The sequence below is a fragment of the Halopseudomonas sp. genome, assembly GCF_038130085.1.
In the GTDB taxonomy this organism is placed as follows: domain Bacteria; phylum Pseudomonadota; class Gammaproteobacteria; order Pseudomonadales; family Pseudomonadaceae; genus Halopseudomonas.
The window spans coordinates 231,304-244,957 of record NZ_JAYPMU010000001.1 but is presented as its reverse complement, the minus strand read 5'-3'; the positions used below and the strand labels follow the sequence as shown (position 1 = coordinate 244,957).

General features: G+C 61.4%; 12 protein-coding genes. 5 read left to right on the top strand and 7 right to left on the bottom strand.

All coding sequences use genetic code 11. The annotated features are described in order from the left end of the window. The first annotated feature begins 214 nt into the window (after positions 1–214). A complete protein-coding gene (locus tag AAFM31_RS01135) occupies positions 215–1,285 on the top strand; it encodes a 3-deoxy-7-phosphoheptulonate synthase (protein WP_341706054.1) in 1,071 nt (356 codons plus the stop codon). 22 nt (positions 1,286–1,307) lie between these two features. Here the strand turns inward: AAFM31_RS01135 and AAFM31_RS01130 are convergent, their stop codons facing one another. The 3 genes from AAFM31_RS01130 to AAFM31_RS01120 form a co-directional block, all read right to left on the bottom strand. Continuing rightward, complete coding sequence (locus tag AAFM31_RS01130; RefSeq protein WP_341706053.1) at positions 1,308–2,510, bottom strand: multidrug effflux MFS transporter; 1,203 nt, start codon at positions 2,508–2,510, stop codon at positions 1,308–1,310. Beyond that, a complete protein-coding gene (locus tag AAFM31_RS01125) occupies positions 2,507–3,325 on the bottom strand; it encodes an alpha/beta fold hydrolase (RefSeq protein WP_341706052.1) in 819 nt (272 codons plus the stop codon). Before AAFM31_RS01125 ends, AAFM31_RS01130 begins: the two co-directional genes overlap by 4 nt. Before the next feature lie 95 nt (positions 3,326–3,420). Further along, positions 3,421–4,350 (bottom strand): LysR family transcriptional regulator, encoded by a 930-nt coding sequence (locus AAFM31_RS01120; protein WP_341706051.1) that lies wholly within the window; start codon positions 4,348–4,350, stop codon positions 3,421–3,423. Positions 4,351–4,478: 128 nt separating this feature from the next. On the opposite strand from AAFM31_RS01120, the gene AAFM31_RS01115 reads away from it, so the two are divergent. The 3 genes from AAFM31_RS01115 (at position 4,479) to AAFM31_RS01105 (ending at position 8,660) form a co-directional block, all read left to right on the top strand. After that, positions 4,479–5,819: an aspartate aminotransferase family protein gene (locus AAFM31_RS01115; protein WP_341706050.1), complete on the top strand. Its 1,341-nt coding sequence runs from the start codon at positions 4,479–4,481 to the stop codon at positions 5,817–5,819. A gap of 54 nt (positions 5,820–5,873) precedes the next feature. Continuing rightward, positions 5,874–7,370 carry a CoA-acylating methylmalonate-semialdehyde dehydrogenase gene (locus AAFM31_RS01110; RefSeq protein ID WP_341706049.1) on the top strand — a complete coding sequence of 499 codons (1,497 nt, stop codon included), beginning with the start codon at positions 5,874–5,876 and terminating at the stop codon, positions 7,368–7,370. Positions 7,371–7,571: 201 nt separating this feature from the next. Further along, entirely contained in the window at positions 7,572–8,660 is a 1,089-nt protein-coding gene (locus AAFM31_RS01105) for a GGDEF domain-containing protein (protein ID WP_341706048.1), read from the top strand. A gap of 4 nt (positions 8,661–8,664) precedes the next feature. Here AAFM31_RS01105 and AAFM31_RS01100 read toward each other — a convergent pair whose 3' ends face one another. Continuing rightward, positions 8,665–9,480, bottom strand: a complete 816-nt coding sequence (locus AAFM31_RS01100; RefSeq protein ID WP_341706047.1) for an inositol monophosphatase — start codon at positions 9,478–9,480, stop codon at positions 8,665–8,667. 36 nt (positions 9,481–9,516) lie between these two features. Further along, a complete protein-coding gene (locus tag AAFM31_RS01095; protein ID WP_341706046.1) occupies positions 9,517–9,726 on the bottom strand; it encodes a DUF1127 domain-containing protein in 210 nt (69 codons plus the stop codon). 163 nt (positions 9,727–9,889) lie between these two features. On the opposite strand from AAFM31_RS01095, the gene AAFM31_RS01090 reads away from it, so the two are divergent. Next, positions 9,890–11,320 (top strand): PLP-dependent aminotransferase family protein, encoded by a 1,431-nt coding sequence (locus AAFM31_RS01090; protein WP_341706045.1) that lies wholly within the window; start codon positions 9,890–9,892, stop codon positions 11,318–11,320. Positions 11,321–11,335: 15 nt separating this feature from the next. Here AAFM31_RS01090 and AAFM31_RS01085 read toward each other — a convergent pair whose 3' ends face one another. Both AAFM31_RS01085 and AAFM31_RS01080 read right to left on the bottom strand, forming a co-directional pair. Beyond that, positions 11,336–11,860: an ATP-dependent zinc protease gene (locus tag AAFM31_RS01085; protein ID WP_341706044.1), complete on the bottom strand. Its 525-nt coding sequence runs from the start codon at positions 11,858–11,860 to the stop codon at positions 11,336–11,338. 147 nt (positions 11,861–12,007) lie between these two features. Beyond that, positions 12,008–13,624, bottom strand: coding sequence for an SMP-30/gluconolactonase/LRE family protein (locus AAFM31_RS01080; RefSeq protein ID WP_341706043.1), 1,617 nt, complete (start codon positions 13,622–13,624; stop codon positions 12,008–12,010). Between the last annotated feature and the right edge of the window lie 30 nt (positions 13,625–13,654).

Genomic DNA, 13,654 nt, shown 5'->3' with positions numbered 1-13,654 from the left:
AGAATCAAGAAACCCCGGTCGGCCTCCCGACCGGGGTTTTTTATTTGGCTTTGCACTTTTGAGGAATGATCATGTACGTACACAGCACTTTTAACCCGCGTTCTTACTGCAGCTGGCGATTTTGCTCTGATGCCATGACCTCACGACATTCTCTCGATCGAACACCCAGATAGTGCCGCGGCGGCAAGACCGCCCCGGCTAAGGACGCAACGAAATGACTGCCACTGTAACTGCACTTGCCAGCGCCGCTTCCTCCGAACGCACCACGGCCCGTCGCACCCACGCCCTGCCGACACCGGCCCAGCTGCGTGAACGTCTCCCTTTGGGTGCGGACCAAGCTGAATCCATCGAGACCCACCGTCAGGCCATCCGCGACATTCTGGCTGGCAAGGATGATCGCCTGCTGGTTATCACCGGCCCCTGTTCCCTGCACGATCCGGATGCTGCCATTGAATACGCCGAACGGCTTGCCGAGCTGCAGAGCCGCGTTGCAGATCGCCTGTTGCTGGTGATGCGTGCCTATGTTGAGAAACCGCGTACGACGGTTGGCTGGAAGGGCATGCTCTACGATCCGCAGCTGGACGGCAGCGGCGATATGGCCGCGGGCCTGGCGCTGTCACGCCGTACCATGCTGGCAATCGCTGAGTTAGGTTTGCCGATCGCAACCGAGTTGCTGCAGCCGCTGGCAGCCAGCTACCTGGATGACCTGCTGAGCTGGGGCTGCATTGGTGCTCGTACCAGTGAGTCGCAGGTTCACCGTGAGATGGTAAGCGGTTTGCACATGCCGGTCGGCTTCAAGAACGGTACCGATGGCAGCATGACCGTCGCCTGCGATGCGATGCGCTCGGCGCAGCACCCGCACCAGCATTTCGGTATGGATATGCACGGCCGTCCGGCACTGGTTGAAACGGTCGGCAACCCGGATACCCATATTGTGCTGCGCGGTGGCCATAGTGGCCCAAACTACCACGCCGAGGCGGTTGCCAAGGTGCGTGCAGAGCTGGACCGTCTGGGTGTGCCGGCTGCGCTGGTGGTGGACTGCAGTCATGCCAACAGCGGCAAGGATCCGCTGCGTCAGCCCGAGGTACTGGCGGATGTGGTTGCCCAGCGAGTGGCGGGCGACAACAGTCTGCGGGGCGTCATGCTGGAAAGCCATCTGTTCGATGGTTGCCAGCCGTTGTCCAGCGAGTTGCGTTACGGTGTGTCCGTTACCGATGGTTGTCTTGGCTGGGTAGCTACCGAGCAGGCTTTGCTGGCTGCAGCAGCTACGCTGCTGCCAGCCTAACCGGACGGATGCATTCGGGTCGCTATTGACGCGCGACCTGCTGGTTGATTGCTTGCAGGTCGTTCTGCCGGTGCAAGGCAAAGCCAATCATGGCTGCGACGGCACCGGTGCAAAGCGTTGCGCCGAGACTCAAACCTGTCGAGAGCGGCAAGGCGCTGATCAGCCAGGTGGCCGTTGCAGCGACAGCCATCTGCAAAAAACCAAGCAGTGATGAGGCAAGCCCGGCCTGCTCGGCAAAGGGTTGCAGGGTGATCGCGATGCCTAGTGGGTTAATGACGCCCATGCCCGCGAGAAACAGGCAGATTGCGATGCTGAACTGGCCCAGCTGCTGATCCTGGTAGAACAACACCTGCAGAACGCCCCCAGTCAGCGCAACCGCGCCCCCCGTCAGCGCCACCGGAACACTACCCCAGCGCTGCGCCAATTTCGGCGCGAGTATGCCCGAACTGAACACCACGAAGACCGTTGCCGCAAAGAAAAGACCTAATTGAACGCTGCTGTATCCCATCCCGCGAATCATGATCGCGGGGGCTGCGGCGAAAAAGGCGTAAAGGCCGCCAATAACAAGGCTGACTGCCAACGCGGGAAGCGCAAATCGCCGGTCACCCAAGAGCTGCAGGTAGGCCTTGACGATGGCGCTGGCGGTCATCTTGAGGCGAGCCGATGGCGCGTGTGTTTCCCCGAGCGAGAACGTGTAACCGACAATCAGAATGACGCCCGCGGCGGCTACCAGCAGGAAACTGATGCGCCAGCCGAGATGGCTGTCGATCAAACTGCCAAGCAGTGGCGAGAACCCCGGCGCTGCCGCCATGGCAACCATGATGAAGGCCAGGGCTTTGGCCAGCGCCGGGCCGTCATACAGGTCGCGGGCAACCGCACGTGCCAGTACCGATGCCGCGCACACGCCGGCGGCTTGTATCACCCGAGCAGCAATCATGGAGTTCAGGTCGGTTGCGCTGGCACCCAGCAGGCTGCCGAGTACAAACAGAACCAGGCCTGACAAGATCACTGGGCGGCGCCCATAGCGGTCAGAAAGCGGCCCGACCAGCAGCTGCCCGACGGCAAACACCAGGAAAAAACAGCTTAGCGTCAGTGCCATGTCCTGGGGCGCTGCATTTAGCGATGCAGCCATCGCCGGGAAGGACGGCAGAATGATGGTCGTCGACAGGGTGCCGACCGCTGCCAGACCGGACAGCAGCGCCAGAGTGCGGCTCGAGGTACTCATGCCTGCGCTCCGGCTTTATGGGCGCTGCTAAGCAGTGCGCAACTGCGGGCAATCACCTGAGGGTCGGTCAGAATACGGCGATGTCCGAGACCTTCCAGCTCGACCAGCTCGGAGCCGGGCCAGTGGCGGTGCAGGTCTGTCGAAGCGGCGAATGGCACAACGCGGTCGGCCGGGTCGTGCATGATCAGCGCCGGGTGTTGCAGCCCATGCTTCAGCGACGGGAGATCCATCTCTGCTGGCGTGATGCCGATGTGCTGCTCCACCCATGTGTGGAATTCGGCCTGTTCCTCCGGCGAGAGGCTATGCCCGAGCGCCTGCAACTGCAGCATCGGGCTGAGCGAGGAGGGGCCGCAAAGGTGCACGCTGGCGTTGACCTTCAGACCGTGGGCAAATGCCCACAGACTTGCTGCCGAGCCCAGCGAGTGCGCTATCACACCGTGGATTGGACCGAGCTGTTCTGCCAGCGCGGCCAGGGCGCGACCAGCGTGTACCGGACTGCTGAGGCTGCCACCGGAGTCGCCGTGGGCGGGCAAGTCAAACAGCGTAACGGCAAAGCCAGCGCGCAGCAGTGGCTCGACGAAGGCTGCCAGGTGCGAGCCGCGGCTGTCCCAGCCGTGGACCAGCAGCACACGCGGGCCGAGCCCGAGGCTCCAGACCGAGATATCGCCGTCGTCGTAAGGGAAGGTGCTGTGCTGAGCTTGAGCGAGGGCTGAACGTTCAAGGCTGCTCGCCTGAATACGCTGGGGCACGCTGAATGCGCGGCAGGCGCCATCCAGTGCAGAAGAGGGGGCGGCGCTAGCGTGATGACTGTTCATGACGGTGCTCCTTTTATATGACGGTGTTAATTTAAATTAAATGTCGTTCATCATCTAAAAAGAGTCAAGCCTTTTTTCGCTTCCAGCAAGGAGGGTTAGCTGGAAGCGGAGTCCCCAGCCAGTGCGTCGAGAAAGCTTTCGAGTACCAAATGCGGCCGCCGGCCTTTGCGTGTCACGGCCGACAACACAAGATCGTAGTGATAGCGGGCGGGATCCAGGGCCCGCATCCGGCCGCTTGTTACCCATTGGGCGGCGTAGTGGTCGGGCAGGTAACCGATGTAATGCCCGGTCAACAGCAGGAAAGCGATACCTTCGCGGTCCGAGGCAGTGGCGGTGCAGCGCAGAGCCTGAAACTGCTCCTGCACCTCTGCCGGGACGCGAAAACTGGGTGAGATCGCATCGTGGCGACGCAGTGTATCCAGCGTCAGCTTGCTGTCTTCCAGCGCAAACAGCGGGTGCCCGGCGGCGCAGTAGAGCTGGGCGCGTTCACTGTACAGCGGCTGATACTCGAGCCCTGACAAGGCGCCGACCTGCGGGATGACGCCGACGTGCAGACGGCCGTCGAGCACGCCTTGCTCGACCTGGCCCGGCGCCGACATGCTGATCTGTATGCGCACATCCGGGCCGCGGGTTTTGAGGCGCGCCAGCGCATCGGTAACGCGCATGTGCGGCATGGTGACCAGATTGTCGGTCAGTCCGATATTGAGTTCACCGCGCAGGTGCTGATGCAGCCCATTTACCTCGGTGCGGAAGTTTTCTACCGCTGAAAACAGTTGCAGTGTCGCCTGATAGACCTCGCGGCCGTCTTCGGTCATGGCGAAGCCGGCGCGTCCGCGCTGGCACAGGCGCAGGCCCAGACGCTGTTCAAGGTCACTCATCTGCTGACTGATCGCCGAGCGGCCGATACCCAGCACGCTTTCGGCGACCGAAAAGCCGCCGCATTCGACAACGGTGCGGAATACGCGCAGCAGGCGCAGATCAATATCCGAGAGCTGGGCAAGCGGGGCAGGGCGACGGGATTTCATTGTTTAGTGGTTTCCGAACTGAAGGTATAAAAAGTCATGTTTTATCATAACTTTTGCTGTGGCAACGTATAGCCATTGAAAACACCGGTGCAGACGCGCCCTTTGCCGACTTTTCGTGAGGCAGCAGCATGCAAGACCAAAACACTCAACAGCTCGCCAGCCAGCTCAAGCTGGATGCGCACTGGATGCCGTTTTCGGCTAACCGCAACTTCCATCGCGACCCGCGGCTGATCGTTGCCGCAGAAGGTAGCTGGCTGACCGATGCCGACGGGCGGCGGGTCTATGACAGCCTCTCTGGTCTCTGGACCTGTGGGGCGGGCCACTCCCGTAGCGAGATCCAGCAGGCGGTTGCCAAGCAACTCGGCACCCTGGACTACTCGCCGGGCTTCCAGTTCGGGCATCCGATGTCGTTCCAACTGGCTGAACAGATTGCTGCCAAGCTACCGGGTGACCTGAACCATGTGTTTTTCACCAACTCCGGGTCAGAGTGTGCCGACACGGCGGTGAAGATGGCCCGAGCCTACTGGCGCTTGAAGGGGCAGCCCAACAAGGCACGGATGATCGGCCGCGCCCGTGGCTATCACGGCGTCAATATCGCCGGCACCAGCTTGGGTGGCATTGGTGGCAATCGCAAGATGTTCGGTCAACTGATGGAGGCCGATCACCTGCCGCACACCCTGCAGCCGGGCATGGCGTTCACCCGTGGCATGGCCGAGACCGGCGGTGTCGAGCTGGCCAACGAGATGCTCAAGCTGATCGAGCTGCACGACGCCTCCAACATTGCGGCGGTTATCGTCGAGCCGATGTCCGGCTCGGCAGGTGCCATCGTACCGCCCAAGGGCTACCTGCAGCGCCTGCGCGAGATCTGTGATCAGCACGATATTCTGCTGATCTTTGACGAGGTGATCACCGGTTTTGGTCGTCTGGGCACCTGGACCGGCGCCGAGTACTTCGGCGTTAAGCCGGACATCATGAATCTGGCCAAGCAGATCACCAACGGCGCGATTCCGATGGGTGCGGTGGCTGCGACCAGTGAAATCTACAACACCTTCATGCAGCAGAATGCCCCGGAGCACGCGGTCGAATTTGGCCACGGCTACACCTATTCGGCGCACCCGGTGGCCTGTGCGGCCGGCCTGGCCACGCTGAAACTGCTGGAAGATGACGCGCTGGTGCAGCAGGCTGCCGAGTTGGCGCCACACTTTGAGCGCACTCTGCATGGCCTGCAGGGCGCTAGTCATGTACTGGATATTCGTAACTGTGGTCTGGCGGGTGCCATCCAGTTGGCGCCGCGTGGCAGTGATCCGACCATTCGCCCCTTTGAAGCCGGCATGGCACTGTGGAAAGCAGGCTTTTATGTGCGCTTCGGTGGCGATACCCTGCAGTTCGGACCGACTTTTAATGCGCGCCCGGATGATCTGGACCGCCTGTTTGATGCTGTAGGCAGCGTGCTGAGCACGCTGGCCTGATTATTTTCCGGCTGTCTGCGCAGCAGGCAGTGACATGTTTCCGAGGAGTAGACGATGAATAACATTACCCACTTGATCGACGGCCATCCGGTCGCTGGCAGCGGTCGCAGCGCCGACGTGTATAACCCGTCCACCGGCACCGTCAGCGGTCAGGTACCGCTGGCCGACGACGCGGTCATTCAGCAGGCCATCGACTCGGCCAAGGCGGCTTTCCCGGCCTGGCGCCGTACCCCGGCAGCCAAGCGCGCGCAGATCATGTTCCGCTTCAAGCAATTGCTGGAAGAGAACGAAAACACCATCGCCGAGATGATCAGCGCCGAGCACGGCAAGACCATCGAGGACGCCATCGGCGAACTTAAGCGTGGTATCGAGAACGTCGAGTTCGCCTGCGCCGCGCCCGAGATCCTCAAGGGTGAGTACAGCCGCAACGTTGGCCCGGATATCGACGCCTGGAGTGATTTTCAGCCGGTTGGCGTGGTGGCTGGCATCACCCCGTTCAACTTCCCGGCCATGGTGCCGCTGTGGATGTACCCGCTGGCGATCGTTTGCGGTAACTGCTTCATCCTCAAGCCGTCCGAGCGCGATCCGAGCTCCACCCTGTTTATCGCCGAGCTGCTGCACCAGGCGGGTCTGCCCAAGGGTGTATTGAACGTTGTGCATGGCGACAAGCAGGCGGTTGACGCGCTGATCGCAGCGCCCGAGGTCAAGGCGCTGAGTTTTGTCGGCTCAACCCCGATTGCAGAGTACATCTACGCCGAAGGCACCAAGCGCGGCAAGCGCGTGCAAGCGCTTGGCGGGGCCAAGAACCACGCGGTGCTGATGCCCGATGCGGATCTGGACAACGCGGTCAGCGCCTTGATGGGCGCCGCTTACGGTTCCTGCGGCGAGCGTTGCATGGCTATTTCGGTCGCGGTCTGCGTTGGCGATCAGGTAGCTGATGCGCTGGTCGAGAAACTGGTTCCGCAGATCAAGGCACTGAAGGTTGGTCCGGGCACTACCTGCGGTCTGGATATGGGGCCGCTGGTGACTGGTCAGCATCTGGATAAGGTCACCGGTTACGTCGAAGACGGCGTGAAGGCCGGCGCGGAGCTGGTGGTCGATGGTCGCGGGCTGAGCATTGATGGCCACGAGCAGGGCTTCTTCCTCGGTGGTTGCCTGTTCGATCGCGTCACCCCTGAAATGCGCATCTATCAGGAAGAAATCTTTGGTCCGGTGCTGTGCGTCGTGCGCGTCAACAGCCTGGAAGAGGCGATGCAACTGATCAACGATCACGAGTACGGTAACGGCACGTGCATCTTCACCCGTGACGGTGAGTCTGCACGCCTGTTCTGTGATGAGATCGAAGTCGGCATGGTCGGCGTGAACGTACCGCTGCCGGTACCGGTTGCCTATCACAGCTTTGGTGGCTGGAAGCGTTCGCTGTTTGGTGACCTGCATGCTTACGGTCCGGACGGTGTGCGTTTCTACACCCGCCGCAAGGCGATCACCCAGCGCTGGCCCAAGCGCGCCAGCCATGAGGCCGCGCAGTTTGCCTTTCCCAGTAATGGCTAAGTAGTCCTGCATGGAAAGGCCGCCTTCGGGCGGCCTTTTTCGTTCAGGGGCTCATTGTTCTCACGCTATGGCCGATACAGTTCAGTGAGCGCAAAATGATATCGCTCGCATGGCTTGGCTCAGGGATACGGGCAGCCTACAATCAGCCTAGGGTTATAGGTGCGCGGCTCTGTCCGCTAGTTCAGGAGAGAACGAGAAGGCATGCCAGATAATAAAGTTGCGGATATGCACCGCAGTGAGCAGCGTCCCCAGTTCTGGGCTTTGTCCATGCGCTGTTGCCAACTGGCAGGCACGGTCGACATCAGTTTCTTTGTGATCTTTCTCTGGCTCGGCTCGCCGATTCTGGCCTGGGTCAACGTCATCAGTGTCGCGATGTATGTCTATGCCTATCGCGCCTTCCGCGACCACCGCAATCGCCTGGCAATCATGCTTATCCGTACCGAAGTGCTGGTCCATGCCGCACTCGGGACCTTGCTGATCGGTTGGGATAGCGGCTTTCACTACTTCCTGCTGATGTTTATCCCGGCGCTGTTTGCCACTATGCGACAACGCAGTGCCTGGACCTTGGCTATCTGCCTGTGGGCTTACTACGTCGGTATGTATGTGCTGATGTGGTTCGTGGATCCGCTGCAGCCGATCTCTGCAAATGCTTTGCTGTACGTGAACATCTTCAACTTCACCGTTGTCTTCCTGATGTTCTCTTACCTGACTATGTTCTATGTGTTGACGGTGACTCGAGCGCATCGCCGGCTGGCGCGCATGGCTACCACTGATCCGCTGACCGGACTGTTCAATCGCCGGCATATGGTCGAGCTGACCGAAAAACTGCTCGCCCGCGAGCAGCGTCAGCCGGGCAATCTGACGTTGATGCTGATGGATCTGGATCACTTCAAGGAAATCAACGACCAGTACGGCCACGAGTTGGGCGACCGGGTGCTGGAGCGGGTGGCAGCGCTACTGCGCGAGCAAGGACGTGAGCAAGACTTTGTCGGCCGCTGGGGTGGGGAGGAGTTTTTGGCAGTGATGCCGGAAACCGACCCGGTGCAGGCTCAGGCTGCTGGCGAGCGCATCCGTGCCGCGGTACAGGCGATGGACTGGCAGGACGTGCAGCCCGGACTGCAGGTGACGCTCTGCGTCGGCATTACGCAGTTGGGTGAAGAGGAAAGCTTCAGCAATGCCATTGCCCGCGCTGACCGTGCGCTCTACCGCGGCAAGGCCCATGGCCGAAATCGCGTCGAGCAGGGTGATGTCGGCGATCTTGATTCAACTCTGGTCGATCAGCCGGCCTGATCGCCTATTCGGCGTCGAGCGAGGGTCCGATCATTGCGGCAACCTGCTCATAGACGCCGGGGCAGGCCACCAGATAGGGGTTGCCTTTGAGCAACCCTTCGCCGCGCAAGAAGTCATTGCCGCGTCCGCCGGATTCCGCCAGTAATGCCAGGCCGGCAACACAATCCCAGCTCTTCAGGCAGGTTTCGTAGTAGCCGAGCAGCCGCCCGGCCGCGACGTACGCCGTCATCAGCGCGCCGGAACCGTTACGCAGGAACATGCCGCCTGCGTCCAGCAGCTTGCCCAAAAATGGCATGAAGTGCTGCTTGCCCTCAACGTAGAAAGTACCAACCCCCAGCAATCCCGCGTGCAGGTCGGTGGCCTGGCTGACCTGCATCGGCTGTTCATTAACCCAAGCGCCAAAGCCACGGCCGCCGTGGAACAGCTCGTCGTGGTTGGGGTCGGCGACCGCGCCGATGCAGGGTACCCCATCGACCAGCAGGCCAACGGAGACGCACCAGTTGTGCAGGCCGTGCAGGAAGCAGGCGGTGCCGTCGATCGGATCGATGACCCATACGCAGCGTGCATCCAGCCGCTCGGCGCCGGTTTCCTCGCCGACAAAGCCGTCTTCGGGAAATGCCTTCATCAGCTCGGCGCGAATAAACACCTCCAGCTCGCGGTCGGCGGCGCTGACCACATCCTGGCTGAACCCGCCTTTGTGCTCGACAGCCAGCAGGTCGCGCTGACGATACAGCCGCAGGCCACGTTGCGCTGCCTCGCGGGCTAGCTGGCAGGCCAGTTCGTAGCGGCGGCTAAGGTCGAGATCCTGAGTGTTTTGCATGACGGCTGCCCGGCTTGATGAAAGCGGGCAGCCTACTCAATTCAGCCACTGATGGTAAGGGGCAGCGGGGCATTTTGCTCTGCGCTTGTCCTGCAATCTAAACAGCGGGCGGGCGAACTCCTGCTCAAGCTCGGCGCGATTCTGGCCAATATCCGCCAGCATCCGGTCATCCAAGCGCAGCAAGAGGCGACAGGTACGCCTGCGACGCAGTACGGTTCGCCAGTGTTGTAGCAGTGCTGTGATCATCTCTAGTCCTCCAAACGGTGCGATGACCAATTTAGAGCTGGCAGCAAATTGGATACAGATGTAAATTTTATTTTTTTATAGATACAGATATCGATAGCGAGCCAGGTGTACGGCCGCTCGGTATCTAATCTGTATTGTTCTTGGAAGATTCTTGAGGTCTGTAATGAAGCGCTACGAGCTGGTTGCTGTAACCCTGCGTCAGCGTTTGGAGTCTGGTTTGTACCAGCCGGGCGATCGCTTACCGTCCATTCGGGATCCGTGTGCCGAGTTTGCGGTTAGTGTGTCGACGGTGCAGACAGCGTATGCCGAGCTTGAGGCGGCTGGGCTGGTCGCCGCTCGGCCTAAGTCGGGATACTTCGCTTTGGCGCGCGCGCGCCCTGGCACGTTGCCTGCGCCAAGCCGTCCAGCGCAGCGTCCCTTGGAAGTATCGCAGTGGGATCAGGTACTGAGTCTGGTTAACCAGCCGCCAGAGCACGGCTGCCTGCTGCTCGGCAGTGGCTCGCCTGATACAACGGGCGATACGCTTAAGCCCCTGCGCAGAAGTTTGTCTCGGTTGTATCGCCTTGCCGGCGCCGAATACGACAACTACGACTCGCTGGTCGGCAGCCCGTTGCTGCGCCTGCAGCTGGCGCGTCTGGCGGGCGCGTCGGGGACGGTTCTGCACGAGGACGATATTGTCATCACCTCCGGTTGCCAAGAGGCCCTGTCGATAGCCATCCGCACGCTCACCAGCCCCGGAGACGTGGTCGCGGTTGACTCTCCGAGCTTCTACGGCAGCATGCAGACGCTCAAGGCGCAGGGGCTGAAGGCGCTGGAACTGCCGACCGACCCGCAAACTGGTATTAGCCTTGAGGCGCTTGAACTGGCACTGGAGCAGTGGCCGATCAAGGCCATTCAGGTAACCCCAACGCACAACAACCCGCTCGGCTACACCATGCCTGATGCGCGCAAACGCGCCTTGGTGGCGTTGGCTCGGCGCTTCGACGTGGCCATCATCGAAGACGATGTATACGGTGATCTGGCCTATACCGCACCGCGCCCGAGAACCATCAAGTCCTGGGATGAGGACGGCCGCGTGCTGCTCTGCAGCGGTTTTTCGAAAACCCTGATGCCGTCGATGCGGTTGGGCTGGATTGCTCCCGGCCGGTATCGTGATCAGGTGCTGCACATGAAGTACGTTTCGACCGGGACAACGGCGATTGTTCCGCAACTGGCGGTCGCGGAGTTCATCGAGTCGGGTCAGTACGAGCGGCACCTGCGACATGTGGTGCGATCCTACCAGCGCAATCTTAATCTGGTACTGGGCTGGATTCACGCACTGTTTCCTGCTGATACCGCCGTTAGCTGCCCGCAGGGCGGCTTTGTACTGTGGCTAGAACTGACTGGGCTGGATTGTGTTCGCCTGAACGACAGGCTGGTTCAACAGGGTGTCCAGGTTGCGCCCGGCGTGCTGTTCTCCGCTTCGGGCAAGTATCGCGATTGCCTGCGGATCAATTTCACCAGAGCTGACGCTGAGGTCTACGCAGGGTTGCAGCGGATGGCGGATGAAATTGCGACGATGCGGCGGGAACTTGAGGAGCAGGTCTCTGGATGAGACCTGCTCTCGGGTTCAGGCATTGCTGGCGACGCAGTTAGGCTCGGCAGTGAAGGTACGCGAACTGTCGACGTTGCCGAGGCGGTCCAGGGTGCGGCGGCCAAGCAGCACGGGGTAATGCATGTTGCTGCGGTCGCGCAGCGAGAATTCTTCGTTCAGCCGTTCGCCGGCGATACAGACTTCCATCCGCACCACCGGGCGGTCTTCCGAGCCGCCAGCGCCGCGCACGCGCAGGTCACGTTCCAGCGGGCGCTCGAATACTTCACTGATCTGGTCCCGGGACTTGAGGTCCTCCAGGGCGACCCGGAAGCGTACCCATTGCTGGCCGTCGCGTTCGAAACGCTCGATGTCCTCGGCGTGCATGGAAGAGGTGAGGGCGCCGGTGTCCAGTTTGAACTTGACGGTCATGTCTGCTGGCTCGATGACACCTTGCTCAATCCAGCCCAGATTGCGGGGACTGTCGGCCAGGGTGAGCGGGGAGAAGGATGCAGCGGTGGTGATCAGGGTAGAGATGAACAGGGTCTTGATAGTGGAAGGCATCGGGATGTCTCCTGTTTACAGCCATTTCAATATGCACAAATGGAATGACCACGGGGAGCGGTAGATAATTCCGCTCCCCCTGACAGGAAAGGCTCCGTTTTCGCTATCGAGGGCGGGTCGTTGCAGTCTCTGCATCGACCCGCCCTATCACTGTGGGGTGAGTCGATAGAGGGCGTTGTCGATGTCGGACGCGAAGTATACGCGGCCCTCGCTATCGGCTGCCAGAGCCGTTGGTATGCCGGTCGGCGGCATGCCGGGGCCCGGGGCCAGACCAATCGGCAGCTGCTCTGCGGCAACCTCGGATTGACCGGTTTTCGGGTCAATGATCAGCAGCCGTTGGGCGCTGGGTTCAGCCACCAGCAGCCTGCCGTCCGGCAGCTCGGCCAGGCCCTCGGGCAGGCGCAGGCCTTCGGCAATGTTGGTCAGTTCACCGGTTTCAGGGTTGAAGCGGCTGACGGCGCCGCTCATTTGAGTCACATAGACCATACCGTCGCTGCCACGCATCATCTGCACCGGGCCTTGCAGGCCGGTGGCCGCATCACTGCGCTCGCCTAGGTCGGCGCCGGCCAGACGCAGTAGCTTGCCGCTGCCCATTTCGCTGACCAGGATGCTGCCGTCGTCCAACTCGACTGCTGCCGAAGGCGCGTTGAGGTGGTGGACCATTGCCAGCGTGCTGTTGTCGGCGCGGCTGATCAACTGCAGGGTGCCCGTGGAGAAACTGGTGACCAGCAGGCGCTCACGGCCAAGGCCGACGTTGATCGGGTATTCGGCGTCCGAGCCGTGGGCGCGGCGCAGGTCGGTCACCTTGCCGGTGGCGGTATCGACTGCACGCAGCGAGAAGACGTCTGCGAGATACAGCGTCTTGCCGTCTTCGCTGAGTGCCAGTCCGGCGGGGACTGCCAGCTCGCCACCGACAATCTGCCGGGTGTCGCCGGTCTGCGGGTTGACCCGGGTGATCCGGTTGTTGGCCATGTTGGAGACGTAGATGTTGTCCTGCGCGTCCACTGCCAGGTTGTCCAGCGCGCTGTCGAGCTGGGCGATCACGCGGGTTTCGCCGCTGCTCTGGTCAATCTGCTTGAGCTGACCGCTGAAGGTATCGATGGCGTAGAGATTGCCCTTGGAGTCGAAGTTGGCGGCAGCCGGGGTCTTGAAGTCACTGGAGATGACCTTGATCTCGCCGTCGGCCGGGTTGATGCGAACCACTTGTCCCTTGAACCAGAGCGGGCCATACAGCCAGCCATCGGTGCCGACCTCAAAGCCGTTGAAGCCGCCCATTTCCTTGACGATCAGTCTGGGAGGCTGCTCGCCAGCGCGGTCGATTTCCCAGAGTGCGTCGCCGAGAAACACCTGGCTGGCGTAGAGCGCGCCGGTCTCGTCGTTGAAATCCAGCGAGTTGATACCGGGCAGATCGCTTGCGAGCACCTGAATGGGCGCGGCGTCATTCTCCCGGTACATGACTTTGCCGGAGTAGAAGCCGGTCCAGGCCATTTCGCCATTAGGGCCGATAGCGATGTCGTCCGCTTGCCCCTCATCTGGACCGATCAGGGTAGTTACTTCGCCGCTCTCCGGGTTGACCTGATAGAGGCTGGCACCGACCACGCTGCCAGCAAGCAGGCGCCCCTGCTTGTCGACGGCCAGACCGTGGACGCCCTTGAACGGGGAGGGGGCGACGATGACTTCAGGATTGGAGTAGCTGGTGGCGAGAGCCAGAGGGGCGAGGCTGAACAGCCCGGTGAGGGCCAGTGCCCGCATGGGAGACTTCATCTGCGATCTTCCTTGTTGTTGTTTTGCTCC